21 protein-coding genes are annotated in these 25,989 nt (G+C 66.5%); 11 read left to right on the top strand and 10 right to left on the bottom strand.

Annotated elements, in window-relative coordinates:
- Positions 1–344 (top strand): integrase core domain-containing protein (locus tag BP26_RS0110395; RefSeq protein ID WP_036516542.1); only part of this gene is annotated, 344 nt, incomplete at its 5' end.
- A gap of 77 nt (positions 345–421) precedes the next feature.
- Positions 422–565, top strand: coding sequence for a hypothetical protein (locus BP26_RS28465; RefSeq protein WP_245611765.1), 144 nt, complete (start codon positions 422–424; stop codon positions 563–565).
- A gap of 66 nt (positions 566–631) precedes the next feature.
- Here the strand turns inward: BP26_RS28465 and BP26_RS0110385 are convergent, their stop codons facing one another.
- Positions 632–1,318: a hypothetical protein gene (locus tag BP26_RS0110385; protein WP_157572471.1), complete on the bottom strand. Its 687-nt coding sequence runs from the start codon at positions 1,316–1,318 to the stop codon at positions 632–634.
- A 127-nt stretch (positions 1,319–1,445) separates the two neighbouring features.
- Here BP26_RS0110385 and BP26_RS27530 point away from each other — a divergent pair, with 127 nt between their 5' ends.
- Positions 1,446–4,298, top strand: coding sequence for a response regulator (locus tag BP26_RS27530; protein ID WP_051748818.1), 2,853 nt, complete (start codon positions 1,446–1,448; stop codon positions 4,296–4,298).
- Between the two features lie 107 nt (positions 4,299–4,405).
- Here BP26_RS27530 and BP26_RS0110375 read toward each other — a convergent pair whose 3' ends face one another.
- Complete coding sequence (locus BP26_RS0110375; RefSeq protein ID WP_051748817.1) at positions 4,406–5,887, bottom strand: NHL repeat-containing protein; 1,482 nt, start codon at positions 5,885–5,887, stop codon at positions 4,406–4,408.
- A gap of 252 nt (positions 5,888–6,139) precedes the next feature.
- On the opposite strand from BP26_RS0110375, the gene BP26_RS0110365 reads away from it, so the two are divergent.
- On the top strand, positions 6,140–8,341 hold the full coding sequence (locus BP26_RS0110365; protein WP_084182988.1) for a M3 family metallopeptidase: 2,202 nt from the start codon (positions 6,140–6,142) through the stop codon (positions 8,339–8,341).
- Positions 8,342–8,418: 77 nt separating this feature from the next.
- Here the strand turns inward: BP26_RS0110365 and BP26_RS0110360 are convergent, their stop codons facing one another.
- The 4 genes from BP26_RS0110360 to BP26_RS0110345 form a co-directional block, all read right to left on the bottom strand.
- Positions 8,419–9,225: a transglutaminase-like domain-containing protein gene (locus BP26_RS0110360; RefSeq protein WP_029920511.1), complete on the bottom strand. Its 807-nt coding sequence runs from the start codon at positions 9,223–9,225 to the stop codon at positions 8,419–8,421.
- A 102-nt stretch (positions 9,226–9,327) separates the two neighbouring features.
- Positions 9,328–10,191, bottom strand: a complete 864-nt coding sequence (locus tag BP26_RS0110355) for an N-formylglutamate amidohydrolase (RefSeq protein WP_211254888.1) — start codon at positions 10,189–10,191, stop codon at positions 9,328–9,330.
- A gap of 3 nt (positions 10,192–10,194) precedes the next feature.
- A complete protein-coding gene (locus BP26_RS0110350; protein WP_157572470.1) occupies positions 10,195–10,500 on the bottom strand; it encodes a hypothetical protein in 306 nt (101 codons plus the stop codon).
- A 204-nt stretch (positions 10,501–10,704) separates the two neighbouring features.
- Positions 10,705–11,076, bottom strand: coding sequence for a hypothetical protein (locus tag BP26_RS0110345; protein ID WP_029920508.1), 372 nt, complete (start codon positions 11,074–11,076; stop codon positions 10,705–10,707).
- A 156-nt stretch (positions 11,077–11,232) separates the two neighbouring features.
- Between BP26_RS0110345 and BP26_RS27525 the strand changes: the two genes are divergently transcribed.
- Positions 11,233–11,643 (top strand): CsbD family protein, encoded by a 411-nt coding sequence (locus BP26_RS27525; protein WP_051748816.1) that lies wholly within the window; start codon positions 11,233–11,235, stop codon positions 11,641–11,643.
- Between the two features lie 23 nt (positions 11,644–11,666).
- On the opposite strand, the gene BP26_RS0110335 is transcribed toward BP26_RS27525, so the two are convergent.
- The 4 genes from BP26_RS0110335 to coq7 form a co-directional block, all read right to left on the bottom strand.
- Positions 11,667–12,353 carry a Crp/Fnr family transcriptional regulator gene (locus BP26_RS0110335; RefSeq protein ID WP_436233351.1) on the bottom strand — a complete coding sequence of 229 codons (687 nt, stop codon included), beginning with the start codon at positions 12,351–12,353 and terminating at the stop codon, positions 11,667–11,669.
- 113 nt (positions 12,354–12,466) lie between these two features.
- Positions 12,467–12,856, bottom strand: a complete 390-nt coding sequence (locus BP26_RS0110330) for a hypothetical protein (RefSeq protein WP_029920505.1) — start codon at positions 12,854–12,856, stop codon at positions 12,467–12,469.
- 38 nt (positions 12,857–12,894) lie between these two features.
- Positions 12,895–13,191 carry a CsbD family protein gene (locus BP26_RS0110325; protein WP_051748815.1) on the bottom strand — a complete coding sequence of 99 codons (297 nt, stop codon included), beginning with the start codon at positions 13,189–13,191 and terminating at the stop codon, positions 12,895–12,897.
- A 1,030-nt stretch (positions 13,192–14,221) separates the two neighbouring features.
- Entirely contained in the window at positions 14,222–14,890 is a 669-nt protein-coding gene (coq7, locus tag BP26_RS0110320) for a 2-polyprenyl-3-methyl-6-methoxy-1,4-benzoquinone monooxygenase (RefSeq protein ID WP_029920503.1), read from the bottom strand.
- A gap of 227 nt (positions 14,891–15,117) precedes the next feature.
- Between coq7 and BP26_RS0110315 the strand changes: the two genes are divergently transcribed.
- The 6 genes from BP26_RS0110315 to BP26_RS0110290 all read left to right on the top strand — a co-directional run bounded on the left by BP26_RS0110315 (position 15,118) and on the right by BP26_RS0110290 (position 25,969).
- Positions 15,118–16,803 carry a M28 family peptidase gene (locus tag BP26_RS0110315; RefSeq protein ID WP_211254887.1) on the top strand — a complete coding sequence of 562 codons (1,686 nt, stop codon included), beginning with the start codon at positions 15,118–15,120 and terminating at the stop codon, positions 16,801–16,803.
- Positions 16,804–16,845: 42 nt separating this feature from the next.
- Positions 16,846–19,140, top strand: a complete 2,295-nt coding sequence (locus BP26_RS0110310) for an acyl-CoA dehydrogenase domain-containing protein (protein WP_029920501.1) — start codon at positions 16,846–16,848, stop codon at positions 19,138–19,140.
- Positions 19,141–19,156: 16 nt separating this feature from the next.
- Positions 19,157–19,816, top strand: coding sequence for an SDR family NAD(P)-dependent oxidoreductase (locus BP26_RS0110305; protein ID WP_029920500.1), 660 nt, complete (start codon positions 19,157–19,159; stop codon positions 19,814–19,816).
- Positions 19,817–19,907: 91 nt separating this feature from the next.
- On the top strand, positions 19,908–21,464 hold the full coding sequence (locus tag BP26_RS0110300) for a glycerol-3-phosphate dehydrogenase/oxidase (RefSeq protein WP_036516519.1): 1,557 nt from the start codon (positions 19,908–19,910) through the stop codon (positions 21,462–21,464).
- 309 nt (positions 21,465–21,773) lie between these two features.
- Positions 21,774–24,071, top strand: coding sequence for an alpha/beta fold hydrolase (locus BP26_RS0110295; RefSeq protein ID WP_029920498.1), 2,298 nt, complete (start codon positions 21,774–21,776; stop codon positions 24,069–24,071).
- Positions 24,072–24,103: 32 nt separating this feature from the next.
- On the top strand, positions 24,104–25,969 hold the full coding sequence (locus tag BP26_RS0110290; protein ID WP_169740684.1) for a DUF1302 domain-containing protein: 1,866 nt from the start codon (positions 24,104–24,106) through the stop codon (positions 25,967–25,969).
- Positions 25,970–25,989: the final 20 nt, after the last annotated feature.

The raw sequence follows: 25,989 nt of genomic DNA, 5'->3' as shown, positions 1-25,989 counted from the left end.
GGACCTACCAGCCCTTGATCCACCACTCCGATCGCGGGATTCAGTACTGCGCCGAGGACTATCAAAACCTCCACCGGCGCCACGGCCTGACCTGCTCGATGACCGATGGCTACGACTGCTATCAGAATGCCCTGGCCGAACGGGTCAACGGCATCCTGAAAACCGAACTGCTGCTGCAGCGCCCCGCCGACATCGTCCAAGCCACCCGGATGGTGCGGGAGTCCGTGGTCATCTACAACAGCGAGCGTCCCCATCTATCATTGAAAATGAAAACGCCCGATGCGGCGCATCGGGCGTCTTTGGCACATCTTTCGTCCACCCTAGAAGGTGTCAACCCTGGCTAGGACGGGTCACGCCAGGCCCCACCCTGGCGGGTGGACGTCAACGTCCACCAGGGATAACCATTTTCTTCCACACCAAGATGCGCCTGAAGCAACTGGACCCGGACACCTACCTGTTCGGCGAAGGCGTCTCGGAGCTGCCGCCGCGCGATGCCAAGCGCATCCGCGAGCGCGTCGATCACGAGATCATGGAAATCTTCTACGGCCGCAACATCCAGCGCTGAAGCCTCCTGTCGATGTAAAAAAGGCGGCCTGTGGCCGCCTTTTTGTTTGCGCCCGGGGCTTCCGGATCAGACAGTCACTATCGCCGCACCGGGACCAGGGGCACGCCGTCGTTCCCCCACCATCCACAGCGCCGCGATATTCCACAGCAGCACATTGGCCAGGCCGAACAGCAGCGTCGCGCTCTGCAGGCCGACGGTATGGAGAAACTCCGCCCCGGCTTCGACCGTGACGGCGGTTGCGCTGCGGAACAGGTAGAACAAGGCGTGCAGCACGAACACGGCCACCAAAAAGGCACGCACCCGCAGCCGATCGACGAACGGCGCCCGCGCCAGATCGAAGGCGATGCCGGCATGCATCAATCCGTGCGCAAAGGACGCAAGCACGATCAGGACTGCGAGGTCCTGGACGAAGGACCGCAGTGCCTCGAACATCGCGAAATAGATCAATGCGAAGGCCGCGAAAGTCCGCAGCGGCAGGGCCTGGCCGGCGAAGCAACGCATGCCCAGCCACAGCAGCAGGCCCGAGGCAAATAGCGCGGTTTCGGCCAGGGACCGGGAAAACCATGGGGCAAGCGATGCGCCGGACAAGCCGGACAACAGCAGGAGCACACCGGCCGCCCCGAGCCAGTCCCCCGCCGCCCACCACAGCAACTCACGCTGGCGCCAGCGCAGCCAGAATGCGACTTGCAGGAAGCCGCATACGAGCCCCAGCGGTATGCCGAACAGGAACAACATCCCGACGTCCAGTTTCATTGCCTGCTGTCCCAAAACTCGCAGCCCGGGGCACTTTTAGCGCCTGGGATCTCAAGCGGTCAACCGGCAAGCCCCTGCGCCTGCGCCGCATCCGGGAAACGGGCTAACCTACCCCAGGGAGGAAGCCATGATCTCGGTGCGGGTCACCATCGCCCTGCTCTTGGGCGTCATCGCGGTATTGCTGTGCGGCCTGGGCTACGTCACGTGGTGGCAGATCCGCACGGCCGCGCTGCAGGCGCAGGCGGAGACCCGCCACCACGAGTCCTACGCGCTGTCCGAGGCCATGCGGCAGAGCTCCGACCAGCTCACCAGCATGGTGCGCCAGTACGTGGCGACCGGCGAGCCGCGCTACCGCGAGTACTACGAAGAGATCCTGGCGATCCGCAACGGCACCGCGCCGCGGCCGCGCGACTACGACGGCTCGTTCTGGGATCGCGTGCTGGCGCATGGCAAGGCTGGCGTGGAATACGGTCCGCCCTTCTCGCTGATCGAAATGATGCGTGCCGCGCACCTTCCCGAAAACGAGTTCGCGGCGCTCGACAGCTCGCGCCAAGCTTCCGACGAGCTTACGCGCATCGAGATCGGAGTGATGGACCGGGTGGCCGGGCGCATCGCCCGCGGCGTGGACCGGAGCTATCCGGCCGACATCCAGCCCGAATACGAACACCTGGCGGACGGCACCTACAACGCCTACAAGGACCGCATCATGGCGGCGGTCAGGCAATTCCAGGGCCTCGCCGACGCGCGCACGCAGAGCGAGGTCGCGGCCCTGCGGGCGCGCGGCGCGCGCCTGCTCAGCTCGCAGATCGCATTCTTTCTTCTGCTCCTGCTGCTCAGCACCGCCACATTCCTGGTGTCGGAGCGCGGGCTGACGCGGCCGCTGCGCGACCTGATGCAGCTCACGCGGCGTATCGCCGGCGGCGACTACGGCCAGCGCGTCGGTCCACATACCTTGCTGGAACTGCAGCGCCTCGGCGAGACCTTCAATGACATGGCCGGCGCGATCCAGCGCGACATCGCGCGCCGCGAGCAGGCCGAGAAGCGCGCGCTCGACGCCAACCACGCCAAGAGCGCCTTCCTCGCCAACATGAGCCACGAAATCCGCACGCCGCTGAACGCGGTGATCGGCATGTCGGAGCTGCTGTGCGAGACGAAACTGGACGGGGAGCAGCGCGACAATGTCGAGATCATTCACAGCAGCGGCGAACACCTGCTGTCGGTGATCAACGACATCCTCGATTTCAGCAAGGTCGAGGCCGGCATGATCGAGCTCGACGAGCAGATCTTCGATCTGCGCCGCACGGTCGAGGAGGCGCTGGAGATGGTGGCGGTCAAGGCCGCGCAGAAGAATCTCGACCTCGCCAGCGAATTCGCCGCGGACACCCCGGAAATGGTCAAGGGCGACCGTTGGCGGGTAAGCCAGATCCTGGTCAACTACCTGTCCAACGCGGTCAAGTTCACCGAGCTCGGCGAGGTGGTGGTCAGCGTCAGCGCGACACGCCTGGACGCACGACGGCATCTGCTGCAGGTCGCCGTGCGCGATACCGGCATCGGCATTCCGGCCGACCGCTTCGACCGCCTGTTCCAGACCTTCAGCCAGGTCGACGCCTCGACCACCCGACACTACGGCGGCTCCGGCCTGGGCCTGGCCATCTCCAAGCGCCTGGCCGAGCGCATGGGCGGCGGCGTGGCGGTGGAGAGCCATCCCGGCCTGGGCTCGATCTTTTCGTTTACCTTCGCCGCCGAAACCGATCCGGCCTGGCGCATGGCGCCGCGGCCGGACAGCACCATCCTCGCCGGCAAGCGCCTGCTGATCGTCGACGACAATCCCGCCAACCGGCGCATCCTGCGCGCGACGGCGCTGGAGTGGGGCATGCAGCCGACCGACACTGGCTCGCCGCACGAGGCACTGGAGATGATCGGGCGCGGCGAGCCGTTCGATCTCGGCGCGCTGGACTTCCAGATGCCGGAGATGGGCGGCGACGAGCTCGCCGCCGCAATCCGCCGGCAGCACAGCCATGCGCAGCTACCCTTGCTGTTGCTCAGCAGCGTGCGCCGCTCGGCGCGCGACCTGCCCGATTTCAACCGCGTGCTGCTCAAGCCGCTGCGCCGCTCGGCCCTGCTCGACGCCTTCCTGGATCTGCTGTCCGGGATCGCGCCGGTGGCTGCACCCGAAGTCGCCGCGCCGACGATGCCCGCGCCTGACTTGCGCATCCTCCTGGTGGAGGACAACGCGATGAACCAGAAGGTGGCGCTGCTCATGCTCGAATCGCTGGGCTACACCGCGGACCTGGCGGAGAACGGTCTCGTGGCGGTGCAGCAGGTGGAGCGGCAGCGCTACGACGTGGTGCTGATGGACGCGCAGATGCCGGTGATGGACGGCCTCGAGGCGGCGCGCCGCATCCGGCTGCTGCCGATCCAGCAGCCGCGCATCTTCGCCATGACCGCCAACGTGCTGGACAGCGAACGCCAGCAGTGCATCGACGCGGGCATGGAACGGCATCTGGCCAAGCCGATCCGGCGACAGCAGCTCGAACAGGCGCTGCGCGAGGTCGCCGCCGCGCTGGAACCCCGCCCGGGAGACCCGGCCGCCGCCACCCCCGCGGTGGGTAACGCTTTCGACGACGGTGCGCTGGCGCGGCTGGCTGAAGAGGTGGGCGCGGACGGCGCGCTGGAGGTGATCGAGGCGATGTGCGCCAGCGCCGCCCATGCGCGCCAGACCCTGCTGGATGCAAGTGCTGCGGGCAACCTCAAGCGCCTGTGGCACGAAGTGAACAGCCTCAAGGCCAATTGCGCGATGGTCGGAGCCACCCTCCTCGCGGCCGAATGCGGGGAGATCGAAAACACCATCCTGAAGCAGAATCCCGGAGCCGATCGCGACGCCCTGGAGCAGCAGCTACGATCGATCACCGAGCGTTATGCGCAACTGGCCGGGCAGCTTGCGCGCTGGCGCCACCGCTTGCCGCCGGCCAGGCTCTGACGGCGTGCCGGCCCGAGACGTCCGCAATATCCAGCGCTGGATCGCGCCGGCATCAAAAGACAAGGGCAGCCAATGGCTGCCCTTGTCGTATGTGAAGACAGCCGGTTTCAGGGACTGCAGGGAATGTAACTCTCAGTCCCATCGACGCCGGCCGACGCCGGAAACCCGAGGACACGGCTGTTGGCGTTATCCGAAACCAGCAGGATATTGGAGGCGGCATCCACGTACAGACCCTGGGGGCTGGACATGGTGCCGGCCGTAACGCCATTGGTAGCCGGGTTGAAATGCTGGTCGCCGACGGCGCCGTTCTGATCAGGGTCATTCTGCGTGATGTGGGTAAAGTCCTTCTGGCCGAAGACGTCATTGGCGGCCGGGCCGTTCCTCGGCGTAGTCACATAGGCCTGGAACTCCATGATGCGATTGTTGCCAGCGTCGGCGACGAACACGTTGGTACCGTTCGAAGCCACGCCCCAGGGTGCGTTGAAATTCTGGGTGCCGGCGCCACCAGCCGGGTTGTAGGAGCCGAACTGGGTGGCGCCCAGCAGGTTGTCCGGCAACTGGTTCATGGTGCCGGGCACGCTGGTCCAGTACAGCACGCGGTTGTTGCCTGTGTCGGTGACCAACAGGTTGGAACCATCCGTCCAGGCATCGGACGGCTGACGCATCGCCAGAATGTTGGTGGTGCCGTTGAACTGGTCGATGCTCGGAACGTTGGTGGTAAAGCAATACCCGGCTGTGCCGGTGTTGGCGGTGCAGGTGGTGGCGCCCGTTGTATCGGTGGCAACCTGGCCCTGCTCGAGATCTGCCGGGGTGCCGTTTTCGGTCGGAACCTTGTTCCAAATCAAGACGCGATTATTGCTCTTGTCCACCACTACCAGTTGGCCCCCGGAGGTGATGACCGCCGCGGTCGGATGGTCCAGGCCAGCAGCCGACGGGGTTGCATTTGGCTGGTTGGCGCTGGCGTGAGTGAAGTCCGGCTGGCCAACCACAACGTCGGGGGCAGTGTTGCCCATCGGCGGCTTATTCCAGATCAACACGCGGTTGTTACCGGAATCGGCGACTGTCACATAGGCGTGACCGGATACGTTGGCAGTCGAGATCTTGCTCGGGTTGGCGAACTTGATCGGGTTGCCGCCCTCGGGGCCGGTGCCAGGCGTCTGATCCGACGCGGTGGACTGTCCGATGATGAAGTTTGCCGCCGTGGTGTTGATGCCCTTGGGAATGCCCCCGAAGCCAAGAATGCGATTGTTGGCCGTATCCGCCACATAGGTGATTGGGCTGACCGAAGGGCTGGCGGGATTGGAATACACCGCCACCGCCCCCTGCACGCCGCCCAGCGTCAGGCCGGAAATACCGCCGTTGTCCGGGGTGTTGGTGGTGAAGCCCGGCTGGCCGATCAGGCTGGTGGCCTGCGGCAGGTTGGCGCAATAGGCCACGGCGCCGCTGCTGGAGGATGAACCACCGCTCGAGGACGAACTGCTGGACGAGGAACCGCCATCGGACGAACCGCCACCCGAGCAGCCTCCCAGGGACAGCAGAAAAGGCGACAGCAGCAGCGCGGAAGCCGGCTTGATCCAGCGGACAGTCATGTGATTCCCCCGAGAAAGCGGATTACGTGCGGATGGCCACGATCCAGGCGCCCACCCACCGACGCCGCGCCCGACCAGTGTCCGGACGCCGATACTGCTCCCCATATGTGTCGGGGACTTTAAACCGCCAGGACCTCCGCTGCATCTAAGTTTCAACCGTTGTTTGGTAAAGTTCAGTTACTTCTTGCCGAGCGCCGCCCGGCCCGGATGGGGCCGCGTTGCGGCGTGCACGCCGTGATCAAGGGAGACAGAATGAAAGCTTCAAAACTGCCGTACGCGGCACTCGCATTGATTTTGACCACAGGAGCCGGACTGGTGGCCTGCAACAACAACACGACACCCGCCCCCGCCGCGACGCCCGCGGCCCAGCCGGCCGCCAAGCCCGCGCCTTCGCCGTTCGCCGCGGTCAGCCCGCTGCCCTACAACATGCCGCCGTTCGACAAGATCCAGGAGTCGGACTACCGGCCGGCCTTCGAGGAAGGCATGGCGGCGCAACGCAAGGAAGTGGACGCAATCGCGCACAGCGCCGAAGCGCCGAGTTTCGACAACACCATCGTCGCGCTGGAACGCTCCGGCCAGGAGCTGGCACGCGTCAGCAGCGTGTTCAACAACCTGACCTCGTCCAACACCAGCGACGAACTGGACAAGATCCAGGCCGAGATGGCGCCCAAGCTGTCGGCACACCAGGATGCGATCTTCCTCGACCCGGCGCTGTTCGCCCGCGCCGACAAGCTGTACCAGGATCGTGCCGGCCTCGGCCTCGATGCCGAGTCGCTGCGCCTGCTGGAGCGCTACCACACGCTGTTCGTGCGCGCCGGCGCCAAGCTGTCGGACGCGGACAAGGACAAGCTGCGCAAGCTCAACGAGCAGATCTCCTCCCTCACCACCCAGTTCCAGCAGACCGTGCTGAAGGCGACCAACGACGGCGCGGTGGTGGTGGACAAGGAATCCGATCTTGACGGCATGCCGGCGGACAGCATTGCCGCCGCGGCGCAGGCGGCGAAGACCCGCAAGCTCGACGGCAAGTGGGTCATCGCCCTGATGAACACCACCACGCAGCCGGCGCTGATGCAGCTGAAGAACCGCGAGCTGCGCGAGCGTCTGTACAAGGCTTCCATCGCCCGCGGCAACGGCGGCGCCGACGACACCGCCGCCACGGTGGCGCAGATCGTCAAGCTGCGCGCCGACAAGGCGGCCCTGCTGGGCTACAAGGATTTCGCTTCCTATGCACTGGAAGACGAAACCGCCGGCACCCCGGAAGCGGTGAACAAGATGCTGGCACAGCTCGCTGCCGGCGCGCTGGCCAATGCGCGCAAGGACGCCGCGGAACTGCAGAAGCTGGCCGACGCCGACGCCAAGGCCAACCACGTCAAGACCTTCCAGCTGCAGCCCTGGGACTGGGCCTACTACGCCGAGCAGCTGCGCCAGAAGCGTTATGCCTTCGACGAGTCGCAGGTGAAACCGTACTTCGAGATGAATCACGTGCTGCAGGACGGCGTGTTCTATGCCGCCCACCAGCTCTACGGCCTGACCTTCAAGGAACGCACCGATCTGCCGGTGTACCAGAAGGACGTGCGCGTGTTCGAGGTGTTCAACGAGGACGGCACGCCGCTGGCGCTGTTCCTGGCCGACTACTTCGCCCGCGACAACAAGCAGGGCGGCGCCTGGATGAACGAGTACGTGAGCCAGTCCAAGCTGCTCGGCCTGAAGCCGGTGGTGGTCAACAACCTCAACCTGCCGAAGCCGCCGGAAGGCCAGCCGGTGCTGCTGAGCTTCGACGACGTCAACGGCATGTTCCACGAGTTCGGCCATGCCATCCACGGCATGCTTTCCAACGTTCAGTATCCGCTGTTCGCCGGCACCGCCACGCCGCCGGACTTCGTCGAGTATCCCTCGCAGTACAACGAGATGTGGTCGCACGATCCCCAGGTGCTGGCCAATTACGCCAAGCATTACCAGACCGGCGCGCCGATGCCGAAGGAACTGCTGGACAAGGTGCTGGCGGCGCGCAAGTTCAACGCGGGCTTCACCACCGGCGAATACCTGGCGGCGGCAATCCTCGACATGAACTGGCACGAGATCCCGCCTGGCCAGACGCCGGAAGCGAAGGACGTGATGGCCTTCGAAGCCGCCGCGCTGAAGAAGTCCAACGTGGATTACGCCCTGGTGCCGCCGCGCTACCACACGACGTACTTCTCGCATATCTTCTCCAACGGCTACGCGGCGGGTTACTACGCCTACATCTGGAGCGACGTGCTGGCCAAGGACACCGAGCACTGGATGAACACCCACGGCGGCCTCAAGCGCGAGAACGGCGACCTGCTGCGCGCCAAGGTGCTGTCGCGCGGCTTCAGCGCCGACCCGACCTCGCTGTTCGTGGACTTCTACGGCAAGCCGCCGGAAGTGGGCCCGCTGCTCGAAGCGCGCGGGCTGACCGCGGGCAAGAGCAAGTAAGAAGTTTTAGCTGAAAGCCGGGGCGCCGCGAGGCGCTCCGGCTTTTTTTCGTTCAGCGCCAGACATAATGCGCGCAGCTATACCACTTCGTCGGTCCACACCTTGAAGCTTTCCAGCTTGTTCTCGCCGAAGCAGGTGCTGATGGCCACATCGGCGGCGTCGCGGCCGCGGGCGATGAGGACACGGCCGATGCGGGGCTGGTTGTTGCGGGCGTCGAAGGTGTACCAGGCGCCGCCGAGCCAGGCTTCGAACCAGCCGGCGAAGTCCATCGCGCCATAGGGCGGCGGCATGCCGATGTCGCCGAGGTAGCCGGTGCAGTAGCGCGCCGGGATGTTCATGCAGCGGCAGAAGGCGATGGCGAGGTGGGCGTAGTCGCGGCACACGCCGGTGCGCTCGTTGTAAACCTGCAGGGCGGTCTTGGTCGCGCTGGCGTGCTCGTAACCGAACTTGATGTGATTGTGGACGAAGTCGCAGATCGCCTGCACCCTGCCCCAGCCCATCGGCGCCTGGCCGAACAGTTTCCAGGCGATGTCGGAGAGCTGGTCGGTTTCGCAGTAGCGGCTGCCGAGCAGGAACACCAGGGTTTCTTCCGGCAGGTTCTGCACGTCGATCTGCCAGGTATTGGGCAGGGCGACTTCCGGCAGGCCGGAGTCGTTGATCAGCGCATCCGCGGTCAGGCGCAAGCGGCCCTGCGGCGCGACCAGGCGGCTGCACCAGTTGCCGAAGCCGTCGCGGTAGGCCGTCACCGGAATGGAGGGGTCGGTGATCAGATGGTCGGGCCGCACCAAGTCTGAGGCACGGCTGTAATGCACGCTGAGGGTGAGGATCACCGGCGTCGGCTGGGGAAACTCGTATACCAATTCATAACCGATGCGGATGCGCATTGCCTGGTCCTGTGTCTGCAAATGAGTCGGGCCTGGGCCCGATTTCAAAATATTCCGCGCAACTCCGGCTGCACATTCAAGTCCGGCGCCGAACCCTCGCGTTCACGCCTTGGCGTCGAGGCTTTCGACAGCCTGCTTGAGCAGCTTGGCCAGGCGCCCGGCCCAGGTGGATTGGCCGGCTTCGTCGGCGATCAGGTCCTGGCGGATTTCCAGGGCGAGGTGCGGAATGCCGCGCGCTTCGCCGTGGATGGGAATGGTGTAGTCGGTTTCGTCGCTGATCGAATACGGCTCGTTGTCGCCGACCGGCAGCCGCTCGTCGCGGCGCAGCAGGCGCAGCAACTCGGTCGCCAGGCGGGCATCGCGGTGGTACATCACGCCGATGTGCCAGGGCCGCGCGGCGCCGCGGTAGGACGGGGTGAAGCTGTGGATCGAGATCAGCACGGTCTTGCGGCGCTGCCGCTGGCGCGCATCGAGAATTTCGCGCAGGGCGTCGTGGTAGGGCTGGAAGATTTCGCGACCGCGCGCTTCGATTTCCGCCTCGGAGAGATCTTCGTTGCGGCCGATCTGCGTCCATTCGCTGCGGTCTACGATGGACTCGGGCGAGCCCGGCGTACGATTGCAGTCGATCACCAGGCGCGAATATGGCTGCAACACCAGGGTGGCGTCGAGCCGTTCCGACAAGCGACGTGCGACGCCGGCGGTGCCGATGTCCCAGGCAATGTGGCTCGACAGCTCGGTTTCCGACAGGCCGAGCGAATCCAGCATCCGCGGAATGTCACGGCCGGCGTGATCGCAGGCCAACACGAAGTCGGAACCGGCGTCCGGGCGCTCGATCAATACGGCGGGCTGCTCCCCGGCGGCGAGCAATTGCATGGCATCGGCTGCCTGGGCTTCGGTGGATGTTTTCATTTGCGCGGCGGCATTGGCGTTCAGGGAAACGAACGCGTCGGGGGTGACGGTATGCATGGCCTAGCGGCTGACCTTCTGGGGCGGTGCGTTCAACGGATACTGGATGCCCAGCCATGGCGCCACCGGATAGTTCGGATGCTCGCGCCGGATGCTGCTCCAGTCGGATACATCCCTGGACAACAGGCCATCGCAATCGGCATAGGGGCAATGCTGCTCGCCATCGGCCAGGCGACAGGTGCCGTTGGGAAAGGTGCGGCTGCACATGCTGCACCAGAGGTGTGCCTCGCGCGCCTGCCAGAACCACGCGGATTTTGCCGGCTTGCGCGCCCGGCCGACGACAATGGGGCCGCCGAAGGTCCTTTCCATCTGCTGCTTTTCCATCCTTGCACCACCGTCGTTGCGGGCGTGGCGCCGCATCACCTTTCGAGACTCGCCGTGGCGTCGATGCCGCCGGAAATCGAATCTCTCGCGGCACTGCCGCGTCAACCTGTCGAGATTAACGTGAGACGGCCGTTTGCATCGGTGCGCTACCGAACACAGGATCGCCGCGAGACGTCTGGAATGCGGCGATCAGTCGAAGCGAATCCCTTCGACCGCGGCCAGAATCTTTTTGCGCACTTCCTCGGCGGCGGACATCTGGCGGGCAACGCGCTCGTCGACTTCGCGCTCCTGGCGAACAACCGTCTGGTTGACCAGTTCGAGCCGCTGCTTGATGCGGCTGGCGTTGGCTTCGATCTCGCTCAGTTCGCAAGCCAGCACCACGATGTCCTGCTCGATGGTAAACGCGGGTGCCTGGTTCTTGCTCAGATCGTGGAAAGTCTTTTTCCACGCGGATGACGGGATTTCGGAGAGCTTGATGCGGAATTCGTACTGGCCGCTCTCTTTCCAGCGTGCGGGCAGTTCCGGGTCGAGCCAGCCGAGAAGCCTGATCGACTGCGCCATGGCTCAAGGCTCCTATAGATGGAAGGCAAGTGTACGCCAAACACCGCATCGCCATGCGTCGGAGACCGCACAGACGCGGCAGCTTGCCGGGTATAGCGTAACTCGTGAAAGCGGAACACTCGCGGCAATCGTCGCGGCTTCGCCGCAGGAGTCAGCATGAACGCAAGCCTCACCACACCGGCGGGCGCAGCACCGGCGCCGTTGCCGTTGCCGGACGCGAAACGCATTCCCATTTTCAGCACCGCCACCTTTTACGAGATCAAGCCGCCGGTGACGCCGGGCGCGTTGATCGAACTCGGCGAGCGGCCGACTATCGCCGCCCTGGCCTGGGACCGGGAGCATCCGCGCCCACCCACGCCTACTGCGGAAGAAAAGTCCGGCAGGGCGGCGTGGCGGCGGCACATCGGCAGCGCCCGCCTGACCTGGAGCAAGCTCAGCGGCGGCGAGCTGGAGCGGATCGAGGGCGATCCGGCGAAGCTGATCGTGCTGCTGCAGCGGCACTATTCCTTCGACCATCACGAAGCCGACCGGCAGGTGAAAAGTTTCTTCCAGAGGAACCGGGTGTAGCGTCACGGCACCGCCAAGGAAGATCAGGTCGCCATCACATCCGGCAGCAGGCGGTCGAATTCGCGCTTGACCACCTGGTAGCACTCGCACGACTGTTTCTCCAGGCCGGCCCGGTCCAGCACGGTGATGCGGCCGCGCGCGTATTCGATCAGGCCGGCTTTCTGCAGCCGCCCGGCGGCCACGGTGACGCCCTCGCGGCGCACGCCGAGCAGGTTGGCGATCTCGTCCTGGGTCATCTTCATCTTGCTGGACGGCAGCCGGTCAAGACTCAGCAGCAGCCAGCGGCAGAACTGCTGATCGATCGTATGATGCCGGCTGCAAGCCTGGGTCTGCGCCATCTGGGTCAGCAGGGCCTGGGTATAGCGCAGCAACAGATGCTGCACCGGGCCTGAGCGGGCGAATTCCTGCTGCAGCAGCTTGCCCGGCAGGCGGTAGGCATAGCCGGCGCTGCGCACCACCGCGCGGCTCGGCGTGGTGTCGCCGCCCATGAACAGCGCGATGCCGACCAGCCCCTCATTGCCGACCACGGCGATTTCCGCGGAGGCGCCGTCCTCCATCAGGTACAGCAGGGAGACGATGCAGTCGGTGGGGAAATAGACGTGCTCGAAGCGCACCCGGGATTCGTACAGCACCTCTCCCGCCGTCAGCGCCACCAGCTCCAGGTGGGGAAACAGGCGCTCGCGCTCCGCCGCCGGCAGCACGGCCAGCAATCGACTCTGTTGCGGCGTTTGCCTGGAAAGAATGGCGGACCTTGGGCTGACGGAACCGGACTGGTCCCCTCAGGCAGGATACGCGAACTGCGGCGCGCGCCGCAGCTGAGCCCCTAGAAAAACGCGGCGCGCGCCGGCACCGCAGGGGGCGCCATCGGATAGAGCGTGCCGGTCGCGGGGACCGCCGGATAGTCCGGATTGGTCGACTTGACCCGTTCCCAGGGCATGGCATCGACCGAGGCGTGGCCGTCGCAGTCCGCGTACGGACACAGGCGGAATTCACCGACCTGGCGGTACATGCCATTGGGGAAGGTGCGCTTGCAGTGGCCGCACCAGAGATGGTCGGCGAACTTGCCGTGGAACAGACGCGGGCTGTTGGCGACCCGGGCCGGCGTGCTGCTGACCGGACCGCCGAACAGCTTCTCCAGATCCTTCTGCCCCAACGGGACTTCGCGCTGAACCGCAGCGCCCGCATTCCGCTTCGGGACATTGCTGATGTTCATCGATGCATCCTCCTTGGGAAACGGGACAACCGGGTCAATCAGACAACAGCGGGGTGCGCGTCATAGAACTGCTTCGCCTGCTGGTCGGCATCTTCGCGCGTGGTGTGATAACGCAACTGGATCAGGCCGGCCAGGATGTTCAGGTTGCCGTTGACGCGGGTCAGATCTTCCGGCGGCACCTTCACCCAGGTGGTCTTGGCGTCCGCCAGCATCAGCTTCCAGCGCTTCTGCGCCGCCTGCTCGTTGGCAATGGAACTGGCTCTGATCTGCTTGTTGGTACGCGGCGGCGCGGGCGCTACCGCCAGGGTGCTTTCCGCTGATTCGGGGAGATTCATGGTGAACTCGCTTTTTCGTTGATGCATCGCCGGGGCCGGCGGAATTGCCGGACACCGCTGCCGGTTGCGCTTGAACGCAAGGCTTGTCATGCGCCGGAGATGGCAACACCGCAGCGGGGACAAACCGTTTGCACCGTCACGGAGCGTGACGGGTGGAGGCAGCAGCGAGGTATACCACCGAACCGGCCGCGCGTCTGTCGGAAAACGCACATAGCGAAATGGACCGGGATGCCCCTCGGGCCCGCTTTTCCCCACTTTACGGCACCTGGCCGCTTAGCATGCGTGCCATGCGTGCCAAGGTTTGTTGTTGGCACGCATGCGGTGAGTGAAGGACACGGATGGCGATTTTGGGGGGTCCAGAAGGTACGAGAACGTCCGAGAAGGGTTTTTACGGTTGGGTTTTCGGATTTGAGTGCCCGCGTTCGTGCATCGAGGTCAGTAAAACTGGATCCCCGCCTACGCGGGGATGACGAAGAGGGATCGGGAGCGCCCAAGAGCGACACTTCGGCTTTTGACGTTGCATTGCGCTTTTGACGTGGCTTTTGATATTCCCCCCCGTTGCCTGCGCCGAGCATCGGAGTCCGCGGCGACATAGGCTCGCGCCTGTTTGGCGCGAGGCGAAGCAGGATGCCGAAGCGTTTTCAGACAGGCCAGGGATGGCCTGTCTGAAAACCCCGCCGCGGGCGAGAAGCGCAGGGTGAGGGACTCCTGGAGTGACTCAATGTCACTCCAGGAGTCCCGAACGCCCGGCCATGGATGGCCGGGCTGGGGGTTGGAAAAAGCAATGAAGTTTCGCCAGGGACGGCAAGGATGAACTCGAAAACGAAATGTGGGCGCAGGCTCCGGGGCGGCGCTTCTTTGGTTACTTTCTTGTCGCTGGAGACAAGAAAGTGACCCGCCTTCAAGGCGGAACCGCAGCTTCAATCTGCGACTTAAACGCCTCGCGCGCTAGCGCGTACGCCGTAGTATCAGAGCAGGGAATAAAGCCGCGATAGATGCACTTCGCTACGCTCAGCACATCCTACAAAAGCTACAGGCGATAAGCCCCGAACTTCATCAACTTCGACACCCGCTTCATCAACCCCCGCACCGGCAACGGCAATGGATGCGCCCCGGCAGCAGCAGCCTCGTCGCCATGCCGCGCCTCGTCCTCCTTCATCGCCTCGACAATCGCCCGGCTACGCTGATCGTCCTTGGGCAACTGCTGGAGGTGATCCTCCAGGTGCTCGACCACCTGCCGCTCGGTCTCCTCGACGAAACCCAGATTCCAGCGGTCGCCCGCCAGCCCGGCGACGGCGCCGATGGCAAAGGAGCCGACGTACCAGAAGGGACTGAGGATGCTCGGCTTCTCGCCCAGCTCGCCCAGGCGCGTCTCGCACCACTGGAGATGGGAGCGCTCCTCGTCCGCCGCATGCAGCAGATGCTTGCGGATGGCCGGATCCCGCGACACCAGGGCCTGGCCGTGATAGAGGGCCTGGGCCGAGACTTCGCCGGCGTGGTTGACGCGCATCAGGCCGGCGGCGCGGCGGCGCGCCTGGTTGTCCATGGACGCCTCCGGCAGGCTGCCGGCGGGGTACGCCGGAGCCTCGGCCGGGTCCTGGGGACGGGGCGCGAGGGTCTGCAGGCTCTGCTGCAAACGCATCAACAGGCGGTCGGCGGGAGAATAATCCCGCCGGCTTCCAGCGCCGGGTTCCTGCATGACTCACGCTCCTGGGTTTTTCCGATGGGGCAATTCTGCGAAGATTGGCGCCATACCGCAAAGCGGCCCCCTTTTTGACCTTGAATCCGGGACCTTATTCCATGAGATCGCTTTTGTTGCAGCGGCGGCTCAGCCGCCGACTACTGTCCCTCGCCCGCGCAGCGGGAGAGGGGAGGGCCAATCGCGGAGCGATTGGCGGGGTGAGGGAAGCCCCCTTCAGGGGGCGGTTGATCGCGGCCCTCGCCCTGGCCTTGGGCCTGGGCGTCGCCGCCGGCGCCTGCGCCGACCCCACGCCCCTGCCGCCGCCCCCTACCGACCTCGGCCTGCCGGCGGCGGTGACGGAGGCGATGCAGGGCATCGACGCCGGCCGCATCAGCGCCCACGTGCGCTTCCTCGGCGACGACGCGCTGGAAGGCCGCGGTCCGGGCGTGCGCGGCGGCGATATTGCCGCCAAGTACATCGCCACCCAGTTCGCGTTGTATGGACTCAAGCCGGCGGGCGACGACGGCAGCTATTTCCAGAACGTGAACTTCGTCGGCGTGCAGTCGCAGCCGGCCACCAGCTTCGCGCTGCAGCCACCCAGCGGCGACGCGGTGCAACTGAAGTACCGCGACGACTTCGTGGTCAGCAACCAGACCCAGGGCGAATCGGCCGACATCGACGCGCCGATCGTGTTCGTCGGCTACGGCATCGACGCGCCGGAATACCAGTGGGACGACTACAAGGGCGTGGACGTCAAGGGCAAGGTGGTGCTGATCATCGTCAACCAGCCGCCGTCCAAGGATCCCAAGTTCTTCAACGGCAGCACCCTGACCTATTACGGCCGCTGGATGTACAAGTTCGAGGAAGCGGCGCGCAAGGGCGCCGTGGGCGCGCTGATCATCCACCGTACCGACCTGGCCAGCTATCCCTGGGACGTAGTGCGCAGTTCCTGGAGCAACGAGCAGGTCTACCTGGCCGACGACAAGGATCCCAAGCTGCAGAGCGCCGCCTGGATCCAGCTCGAGGTGGCGCGGCTGCTGCTGTCCAAGGCGGGCCTCAAGCTGGACGAGCAGATCGCCCTCGCCGGCACCCGCGACTTCAAGGCGGTGGAGCTGCCGGTGCGCCTGAAGGCGCACGTGCTGAGCAAGGTGCGCAAGTTCCAGTCGCCCAACGTGGTGGCGATGCTGCCGGGCAGCGACAAGGGCACGCCGAAGCAGGCGGTGTTCTACACGGCGCACTATGACCACCTGGGCATCGACCCGGGCATGACCGGCGACAACATCTACAACGGCGCGGTGGACAACGGCACCGGCTGCGGCATCCTGCTGGAACTGGCGCATGCCTACAGCCAGATGAAGGACAAGCCGCCGCACCCGGTGTATTTCGCCTCGGTCACGGCCGAGGAGAAGGGCCTGCTGGGCTCGCGCTACCTGGGTGCGCACCCGCCGATCCCGGCGGCGCAGATCGCGCTGGACCTGAACTACGACGCCATCGCGCCGATCGGCGTGCCGGAGTCGGTCAACGTCACCGGCGCCGACCGCATCAGCTTCTTCCCCACGGTGGAGAAGACGGCCAAGTCGTTCCACTACGAGATCGAGCCGGATGCCAACCCGGGCGCGGGCCACTACTACCGCTCGGATCACTTCAGCTTCGCCCGCGTCGGCGTGCCGGCCTTCTCCATCGGCAACGGCACCAGGTTCGCCGGCCACACCAAGGAGTGGGGCAAGGCGCAGGAAGACGACTACACCACCAACCGCTATCACCGTCCGGGCGACGAGTGGACGCCGGAAATGGACTTCGCCAGCAATGCCGCGCTGGCCCGCTACGGCTTCGCGCTGGGCTGGCAGGAGTTGCTGGCGCCGGACACGGTGAGCTGGCAGGCCGGCGACGAGTTCGAGGCGGCGCGCAAGAAGAGTGCAAAGGCACCGTAAACATCCAGTGACCGTCTCCGCTCGATTTACGGGAGCCTAGGCATGCCGTTCTGGCTGCTGTTCGCCGCTATCGCGGTGTTGGCGCTGGCCTACTACCGGCCGGGCATCCGCGCCACCAGCGCGGTGCTGGGGGCGACGGTGCTGTGCTACGGCCTGTTCGGCGGGTCGACCCTGCTGTCCGGCCTGCTGGCGCTGCTGTGGATCGTGGTGTTCGTGCCGCTCAACATCCCGCCGCTGCGGCAGGAATGGCTGTCGCGGCCGGCGCTGAACTGGTTCAAGCGCGTGGTGCAGCGGCTCGACCCCGCCGCGCTGGGGGCGCTGGATGCCGGCACCGCCTGGTGGGAGGCCGAGCTGATCGGCGGCGAGCCGGACTGGCAGCGTTTCCAGTCGTTCCCGCCGGCGCGGCCGCTGCCGAACGAACAGGTACTGGTGGACGAGTTGGTGGGGGGATTCCGCAGCCGCGCCCACGCGCCCGAGGAGGCCCTGGCCTGGTTGCGCGAGCAGCAAGCCTTCGGCTTGGGCATTGCCCATCATCACGGTGGCCTGGAGTGGTCGGCGGTGGCGCAGTCGGCGGCGCTGGCGCGCATCACCGCCATCGACCCGGCAATGGGCGAGCACATCGCCTCGCCGCAGCGGCTGGCCTGGATCGAGCTGCTGCGGCGCCACGGCAGCGAGGCGCAGCAAAGCCGCTGGCTGCCGCGTCTGGCCGGCGGCGCCGGCATCATCAGCGCACTCGATGCGGTCGCCGGAGATGCGGTGGTGTTTTCCAGCATGCAGGAAGGGGAGCGCGTCACCGCTCTGCGCCTGCGCCTGGATGCGCAATTCGCGGCCACCGCGGAAGCGGCGGAACTGCTCGGCCTGCTGCTGCGGGTACGCGATCCCGACGGCCTGCTCGGCGGCCGCCACGGGGTGAGCTGTGTGGTGCTTGAACGGGCCGACGCCGGGTTAGCCGCCGGCGCCACCCGGCTGCGCCTGAACGATCTGGTGGTCGGCCTGGATGCCATCGCCGGCGGCAGCGAGCGCATCGGCGCGGGTGCCGGCGACTGGACCGAATGCCTCGCCGTGGCCCACGCCATCGCCACCTCGGCCTTGCATGCCGGCCGGGTGATGGCGGCGGCGACGGCGGCGGGCGGCTATGCGCGGGTGCATGCGCCCTTCACTCCGCCGGTGGGGAGCCGCGCGGTGGCGCAGGATGCCCTGGCCCTGATCGGCGCCCGCAGCCTGGCGGCGCAGGCGCAGGCCACGGCCAGCGCGTTGTCGGTGGACCTGGGCGAGCGGCCGCAGGGCCTGGCCAGCTGCGCCCGCAGCCTGACGGCGGAGCAAGCGGCGGAAATCCGGCTGGCCGCCGCCGACGTGGGGCTGTCGCGGAGCGCGCTGAAGCCGATGCTGGACGCGCTGCGGCCGACGCTCACCGCCGAAGAGCCGGCACGCCTGGCGCGCTCCACCGGCTATACCGCCAGCGTACTGCGCGGCCACCGCGCCTTCATGCGGGCGCTGGCGGCGACGCGCGCGCCCAATGCGGCGCTGGAACTGGAGCTGTTCGACGCGGCGCTGTGGAAGCATGTCGGCCATGTCGCCGGCTCCGGCATCCGCTCCTTCATCCTGGCCCTCACCGCCGGCGGCTTCAGCGCCGCCGCCGGCCATACCGATCTGGTGCGCGGCTATTGCCGGCGCATCAACCGCTACAGCGCGGCGCTGGCCTTCGCCACCGACCTGGCGCTGACCGGGCTGGGCGCCGACCTCGCCTCGCGCCGGTCGCGCACCGCCCTGCGCGCCATGCACGAAGCCTCGCGGCTGACCCTCACCACCTGGCTTGGCGACGCCGTGGCGCAACTGTGGCTGACCAGCTGTGCGCTGAAGCATTTCGAGGACGAGGGCGCGCCCGACGCCGAGCGGGCCGCGCTGGAATGGCTCTGCGCCGATGCCTTGCGCGGGGTGGAAGAAGCGCTCGACAAGGTGCTGCGGCATTTATCCGCCCCGGCGCTGTCTGTTCTGGCGCGCGTGTTGATCTTCCCGCGCGGCCACGCCGCGCTGGCGCCGAGCGATGCGGCCAACCGCCGCGTGGCACAGTGGCTGCAGGATGAAACAAGCCTGCGCCGCCGCTGCGCCGATTGCGGTCCGCGGCTGGCCGCGCTGGGGGAGGCGCTGGAGGCGACGCTGGCCGGCGAGCCGCTGGAGAAAAGCTTTGCCGCGTCGGAAGATGCCGGCCAGCCGCCGGCGCAACGCATCGCCGATGCGGCCGCGGCCGGCAGCATCAACGAGGCGCAGGCACGACAAATGCTGGATTGGCTGGAGACGGTGCGGCGCCTGCGCCAGCCGCCCCCAGCGGTTATTTAATTAAGGAGCAGCATCCGTGAGCCAGGTTTGTCTCGTCGTCGGCGCAGGTCCGGGGATCGGCAGTGCGGTTGGGATGGCTTTCGCCAAGGAAGGCTATGGTGTGGCGCTGGCGGCGCGCAACAGCGCCCGATTGCAGCCGCACTGCGACGACATCCGCCGCAGCACCGGCCGCGCCGCGCGCGCCTATAGCGCCGACGCCGGCAACGAGGATTCCCTGCGCGCCTTGTTTGCCCAGGTCACCGCCGAGCTGGGTGCGCCGGAGGTGGTGGTCTACAACGCCGCCCACGCGCACAAGGGCCGCCCCACCACGGTGACGCCGCAGCAGTGGATCGACGACTTCCACACCAATGTGGTCGGCGCCCTGGTCTGTGCCCAGCTCGCGGCCCCGGCGATGCGCGAACAGGGCCACGGCACCATCCTCTTCACCGGCGGCGGCTTCGCCCACGAGCCCTCGGCGCCGTACGCCTCGCTATCGGCCGACAAGGCGGCGCTGCGCAACCTGACCTATTCGCTGGCGCAGGAGCTGGGCGGGCATGGCATCCATGTCGCCACCGTCACGGTCTATGGCCTGCTGCAGGTGGGCACGCATTTCGATCCGCAGCGCATTGCCGGGCACTACGTGCGGCTGCATCACCAGCCGCGCGGGAAGTTCGAGATCGAAGTGATATATAAATAGTGGCCAGTGACTAGTGATTAGTGGTTAGTAAAGAAACGCTCTCGCTTGGGCTTTTACTAACCACCAATCACTGACCACTAACCACTGCCTCATGCCCTCCCCCTTCCCCTTCATCCGCAACGTCGCCGGCCTGCGCGGCCGCAAGTTCGACCTGCTGGTCATCGGCGGCGGCATCTACGGCGCCTGGACGGCGTACGACGCGGCGCTGCGCGGACTGAGGGTGGCATTGGTGGAGAAGAACGACTGGGCGGCGGGCACCTCCAGTTCCTCCAGCAAGCTGATCCATGGCGGGCTGCGCTACCTGGAGCATTACGAGTTCGGCCTGGTGCGCCATGCCCTGGGCGAGCGGCGGGTGTTGTCGCGCATCGCGCCGCACCTGGTGCGGCCGCTCAATTTCCAGGTGCCGGTGTGGCGCGACTCGCGCGTCGGGCGCCTGCAACTGCTGGCGGGGCTGACGCTGTACGACTTCCTTGCCACCGGCAAGCAGCCGGTGCCGCGCTTCAAGTCCTATTCGCGCGAGCGCATGCTGGGCAGTTATCCCTATATCGCCGCCGATGGCCTGCGCGGCGGCCTGCGCTACGGCGACTGCCAGGAGGACGACGCGCGCATGACGCTGTTCGTCGCCGCGGCGGCGCAGGGCGCGGGTGCGGTCTGCGCCAACCGGGTGGCGGCGAGCGAGCTGCTGGAGGATGAAGGCCTGGTGATCGGCGCCCGGCTGCGCGACGAGGAAAGCGGCGACAGCTTCGAACTGCACGCGGACCTGGTGGTCAACGCCGCCGGCCCCTGGGGGCGTGCACTGGTGGGCAAGGCAGCGCCGAAGGTGAAGCTGGTCAAGGGCATCCACCTGGTTTTGCCGGCGATCGTCGGCTGCGCGGAGGCTTTCCTGCTCACGGCGCCGCAGGACGGCCGCGTGTTCTTCGTCATTCCCTGGTATGGCCGCACCCTGCTCGGCACCACCGAGTCACAGGTGAACGACGCCGCCGAGGCGGTGGTACGGCCGGAGGAGGCGCGCTATCTGCTGGACGCGGTGAACGCGCTGCTGCCGGGGCTGCGCTGGAGCGAGGCGGACGTGATCGCCAGCTATGCCGGGGTGCGCACGCTGCACGACGAGGAGACGGAGACGCTGGCGGCGGTGAGCCGCGAGTTCAGCATCACCGAGCCGAAGCCGGGCCTGATCTGGCCGGTGGGCGGCAAGTTCACCACCGCGCGCTGCGACTCCGAGGAAGTGGTGGACCTGGTGCTGGAGCGGCTGGGCCGCGCCTACCTGCCGACCAGCACCGACAAGCGCCCTTTGCCGGGGGCGCCGACGGAAACGGTGAGCCTGGGCGAGTTCACCGGCTGGCAGGCGGAGGCGCTGTCGGCGCTGGCGCGGCGCGAGGTGGACGACGAGGCGGCGCACTTCCTGACCCTGCGCCACGGCACCGGCCTGTCGCGCATCCAGGCCCTGCTCGACGAGAACCCCGGCTGGTCGGCGCGGCTGCACCCGGACGCGCCCTTCCTGGTGGCGGAAGCGGTGCTGGCGATCCGCGACGAAATGGCACGCGGCGCCGAGGACGTGCTGCGGCGGCGCATGCCGCTGAGCCTGCTGGTGCAGGATACCGGCGCCGCCAGGAAACAGGTGGAATCCCTCATGGTTGCCGGCGGCTGAGCCCGGTACGTCGCGGTATGTATCACCCCTGGGCCGGCCCGCAAATCCCGGCAGGGTGTCCGTATGCGACTTTGGTCTAAGGCGTCCAGCCGATGAGCGGTGGCAATTCGCTTGTCGGATGAAGACCTTCCATCTTGTTGTGCAGTGCGGATAAGCGCCACACTGGCCTCCTTTAGAACCGGACCGTACGCTACCGTACATACGGCGCTAAATACATCATCGAATGTATGCGCCTATGGACGATTGCAAGGGTCCGACAACAACGAAAGGGATCGTGAGGTCCCAGTGCCACCTGGAGGAGGAAGGCTCATGCGCCATTGGAAACTCGCGCCCGTAGTATTGGTATCGGCTGCCGCCCTGTTGCTCGCCGCTTGCGGCGGGGGCGGAGGCGACACCGGTAAGGGCTCGCAAACATTCAGCTCGCTGGTCCTGTTCGACCCGACCAACGCCAGCGCGATCATCCCGTTTCCGTTCGACGGCCTGTTCAGCGGCGCGACCACGCCGACCCTGAACGTACCGGGGGCGCCGGCGCCGCTGTCGGACATCAACCAGCTCGACGGCTTCTCCACCACCGCCTCGATCTTCGCCGACATCGCCGGTACCATCGACTACAAGACCGTGCCCGGCCACGTCCTCATCATCAATGGCGCCACCGGCGCGGTGCTGCAGCAGGGCACCGACTTCACCATCGATACCGAGAACGCGACCGCCGCCGACCCCCTCACCGGCCAGCAGACGCCGATCAGTTCGCAGCGCTCGCGCCTGCTGATCTCGCCGCTGAAGCCCCTGGCGAGCGCGACGACCTATCTCGTGGCCATCACCAAGGGCATCAAGACCACCGCGGGCGCCGATATCATCGCCTCCGACTCGTTCCGCATCACCAGCAGCGCCACCCCGGTGGACCAGCAGACCGATCCGGCCCTGGCCAATTTCACCGCCACGCAGAAGGCCACGCTGGAAGCGCTGCGCGCGCAGCTGATCTACCCGGTGGTGCAGGCCTTCTCGACGAAGATCCCGGCCGATCAGCTGGCGCTGGCCTGGAGCTTCACCACGCAATCGATCGACACGACGCTGCAACTGGTAGCCAAGTCCGCCACGGCCACGGTCATCCAGGTGGCGCCCACCGGGCTGTCCACCGGCCAGTCGGGTATTCCCGGCCTTGGCCTTGCCAGCGTATATGCCGGTATCACCGCACTGCCGTACAACCTGGCGGTGCCGACGCCGACCAATCCGACGGCGGCCCTGTCGGCCTTCTGGCATGCGGATCCCGCCAAGCCGGATAGCGGCGTTTTCGCGCCGACCAAGAACGCCGCATCGCCGGTGCCTTGCGCCGCCTTTGCCGCCCCTGGGCTCGGACTGTCGCCCAGCGCCAGCACCACGGCCTGCTTCCCGAATCTGGATGCGAGCAAGACCTCGCTGCAGGTGGTGCCGGTGATCGTCACCGTGCCGAACGCCAAGAGCGGCCAGACCAAACCGGCCGCCGGCTGGCCGGTGGTGATCTTCCAGCACGGCATCACGCAGAACCGCGAGAATGTCTTCGCCGTCGCCGATGGCCTGGCGCGGGCCGGCTTCGTGGTGGTGGCGATGGACCTGCCGCTGCACGGCGTGACCAACAAGGCCGATCCGTTCTATCGCAATACGTTGTTCACCGGTTCGGAGGCGGCGGGTTTGATCACCGGTGAACGCACCTTCGATCTGGACCTGGAAAACAACAGCACCAGCGCGCCCGGCCCGGACGGCAAGATCGACGGTTCCGGCACCTACTTCATCAACCTGCAGAGCCTGATCACCAGCCGCGACAACCTGCGTGAGGCGGTTTCCAACCTGCTGACGCTGAGCAAGACGGTGACGACATTGGATCTCGACAGCAATGGCACCGCCGACACCGATCCGAACCGCGTCTATTACTTCGGCCACTCCCTCGGCGGCATCGTCGGCGGCACCCTGCTCGGCGTGGACAGCGGCATCCGCGCGGCGGTGCTGGCCAATCCGGGCGGCGGCGTGGGCCGGCTGCTCGACGCTTCGAAGAGCTTCGGCCCGGTGATCTCGGCCGGCCTCGGCGCGGCCGGCCTGAAGGAAGGCACGGACGACTACGAGACCTTCCTGCGCTTCGCCCAGACTCTGGTCGATTCCGGCGACCCGGTGAACTATGGCGCCAATGCTTCGGCCAATCACGCCATCGACCTGATCGAGGTGATCAACGACCTGGTGGTGCCGAACGGGGCGCCCAGCACCTGCCCGGTGCCGCTGCCCGCCGGCATCTCCTCGGCCGCGGCGCTGGTGACGGCCTGCCCTGGGACCGCCACGGAAGATGTGGCGATCCAGACCGGCTACCTGTCCGGCACCGACCCGCTGATCACGGCGCAGGGGTTGACTGTCGTCGGTCCGCTGACGGTGCCGGTGGCGTCGCCGCCCGCCCCGGTGCTCGGTGCCAAGCTGAATTACGCGGTGAAGTTCGCTCCCGGCGCCAACGGCACGGTCGGCCACAGCACGGTGCTGGATCCGACCAATGATCCGCTGGTGACGCAGGAGATGCAGAGCGAAGCGGCGCAGTTCCTGGCCAGTGACGGCCGTTGCCTGGCCATTGCCGGGAGCTGCGCACAATGAGCCTGATCAAGAACTATAAGGAGGAAAACCACATGTCCGCGAAGCCTCGTTTCGCATTCCGCCGCACGCCGATCGCACAGGCGCTGGCCGTGAGTCTGGGCCTGGGCTTGGGCCTGGGCGCCACCGGGCCGGCCCTGGCGCTCAACTGGCAGGTCGGCGATGTCGGCATCGATCTCAACACGCGCGTGTCCAGCGGCGTGGAAATGCGCGTGCAGGGCGCCGACCCGACCTACATCGGCATCGCCAATGGCGGCAAGGCCTATTCGACCAATGTCGACGACGGCGAACTGGCCTTCAGGAACGCCGGCGATCTGGTCTATGCCACGCAGAAGATCACCTCGGCGCTGACCGTGAGCTGGAAGGATTTCGGCATCTTCACCCGCGCCAATTACACCTACGACCCGGTGCTGCAGAACAAGACCTTCTTCAACACCGACAACTACGGGCCGGGCAAGGAATACGGTTACGACGTGGCGGCCGACAAGGAACGCCAGGTGCATGACCACATCGGCTCCGACGGCACCATCCTCGACCTCTACGCCTACGGCAGCACCAGCGTGTTCGGCCACAGCCTGAGCCTCAAGGTGGGCAAGCAGATCGTCAACTGGGGCGAGTCGACCTTGGTGCTGAACGGCCTCAACAGCCTGGTCTCGCTGGATGCGAACAAGGCGCGCCTGCCGGGCGCCGAAATCAGCGAGTTCGCCATCCCGGTGCCGCAGGTGTTCGCCTCGATCAACCTGACCGAGAACACCAGCCTGGAAGGCTTCTACCAGTGGAAGTTCGAGCCGACCCTGCCGGATGCCGCGGGCAGCTTCTACCCGATTCCGAACCAGGATTTCTCCGCGCTGATCGGCGGCAACGCCGGCGACATCAGCTTCGGCCGGGCGCCGGAGAATTCCCTGCCCGGTACGGACTGCAGCGCAACCGGCGGCAACAATGCCACCACGCCGACCACCTGCGTGCCCTACGGCGGCAGCATTCCGCGCGGCGCGGATCGCATGCCCAAGGGCGGCGGCCAGTACGGCGGCGCCTTCCGCTTCACCATTCCCTGGCTGAACGACATGGAAGCGGCGCTGTATGCCGCCAATTACCATGCGCGCCTGCCGGTCTACAGCAGCATGTCCGCTTCCAGCGGCAACATCACCTCGGCCAGCGCCAGCTACTTCGCCGAGTTCCCCGAAGACCTGCACATGTTCGGCGCCAGCTTCAACACCACGCTGCCGTTTGGCGTCGCCCTCCAGGGCGAGTACAGCTACAAGGCCAACCAGCCGCTGCAGCTCAGCTCGGTGGAAGTGGAACTGGCGAGCCTGGGCGCGCCGAGCCAGCTCTCCCCGACACCCGGACAGACGCTGGGCAACCAGTACGTCCGCGGCTGGCGCCGCAAGCCGGTAAGCCAGGTCGACTTCGGCTTCACCAAGGTGCTGGGCGGCAGCAACTGGTTCAAGTACGACCAGCTGATCCTGATCGCCGAAGTGGCCGGCGACTACGTGCATGACCTGGAAGACCCGACCGTGCTCGCCTACGAGGGCCCGTCCACCTGGCAGCCGAACAGCGCCGCCGAGGCGTTCCTGTTCAACGTGCCGCAGCAGCAGGGCGGCTACCCGACCAAGGCTTCCTGGGGCTACAAGCTGCTGGCCAAGAGCACCTACAACAACGTGGTGCTGGGCGGCCTGACCCTGGAGCCGACCATGCGCTTCGACCACGACGTGCGCGGCATCACGCCGGAGCCGCTGGGCAACTTCGTGCGCAACACGCGCATGCTGTCGCCTTCGCTGGGCTGGCGCTATCTGAGCAACCTGACCGGCGAAGTGGGCTACACCACGTTCTTCGGCGGCGGCCAGACCAACCTGCTGCGGGATCGCGACTTTGTGCAGGCTTACGTGCGGTACTCGTTCTGAGCCGTTCTTCCTGAGAGTCG

Origin of the sequence: Nevskia soli DSM 19509 (assembly GCF_000711955.1) — a bacterium.
Lineage (GTDB): Bacteria > Pseudomonadota > Gammaproteobacteria > Nevskiales > Nevskiaceae > Nevskia > Nevskia soli.
Note: the sequence above shows the minus strand (reverse complement) of the source record. Positions and strands in the feature narration are given on the sequence as shown.

Bases quoted from the DNA above. Each gene is read 5' to 3' on its own strand.
- BP26_RS28465 (WP_245611765.1), top strand. From the start codon at position 422: ATGCGCCTGAAGCAACTGGACCCGGACACCTACCTGTTCGGCGAAGGC.
- BP26_RS0110385 (WP_157572471.1), bottom strand. From the start codon at position 1,318: ATGAAACTGGACGTCGGGATGTTGTTCCTGTTCGGCATACCGCTGGGG.
- BP26_RS27530 (WP_051748818.1), top strand. From the start codon at position 1,446: ATGATCTCGGTGCGGGTCACCATCGCCCTGCTCTTGGGCGTCATCGCG.
- BP26_RS0110375 (WP_051748817.1), bottom strand. From the start codon at position 5,887: ATGACTGTCCGCTGGATCAAGCCGGCTTCCGCGCTGCTGCTGTCGCCT.
- BP26_RS0110365 (WP_084182988.1), top strand. From the start codon at position 6,140: ATGAAAGCTTCAAAACTGCCGTACGCGGCACTCGCATTGATTTTGACC.
- BP26_RS0110360 (WP_029920511.1), bottom strand. From the start codon at position 9,225: ATGCGCATCCGCATCGGTTATGAATTGGTATACGAGTTTCCCCAGCCG.
- BP26_RS0110355 (WP_211254888.1), bottom strand. From the start codon at position 10,191: ATGCATACCGTCACCCCCGACGCGTTCGTTTCCCTGAACGCCAATGCC.
- BP26_RS0110350 (WP_157572470.1), bottom strand. From the start codon at position 10,500: ATGGAAAGGACCTTCGGCGGCCCCATTGTCGTCGGCCGGGCGCGCAAG.
- BP26_RS0110345 (WP_029920508.1), bottom strand. From the start codon at position 11,076: ATGGCGCAGTCGATCAGGCTTCTCGGCTGGCTCGACCCGGAACTGCCC.
- BP26_RS27525 (WP_051748816.1), top strand. From the start codon at position 11,233: ATGAACGCAAGCCTCACCACACCGGCGGGCGCAGCACCGGCGCCGTTG.
- BP26_RS0110330 (WP_029920505.1), bottom strand. From the start codon at position 12,856: ATGAACATCAGCAATGTCCCGAAGCGGAATGCGGGCGCTGCGGTTCAG.
- BP26_RS0110325 (WP_051748815.1), bottom strand. From the start codon at position 13,191: ATGAATCTCCCCGAATCAGCGGAAAGCACCCTGGCGGTAGCGCCCGCG.
- coq7 (WP_029920503.1), bottom strand. From the start codon at position 14,890: ATGCAGGAACCCGGCGCTGGAAGCCGGCGGGATTATTCTCCCGCCGAC.
- BP26_RS0110310 (WP_029920501.1), top strand. From the start codon at position 16,846: ATGCCGTTCTGGCTGCTGTTCGCCGCTATCGCGGTGTTGGCGCTGGCC.
- BP26_RS0110300 (WP_036516519.1), top strand. From the start codon at position 19,908: ATGCCCTCCCCCTTCCCCTTCATCCGCAACGTCGCCGGCCTGCGCGGC.
- BP26_RS0110295 (WP_029920498.1), top strand. From the start codon at position 21,774: ATGCGCCATTGGAAACTCGCGCCCGTAGTATTGGTATCGGCTGCCGCC.
- BP26_RS0110290 (WP_169740684.1), top strand. From the start codon at position 24,104: ATGTCCGCGAAGCCTCGTTTCGCATTCCGCCGCACGCCGATCGCACAG.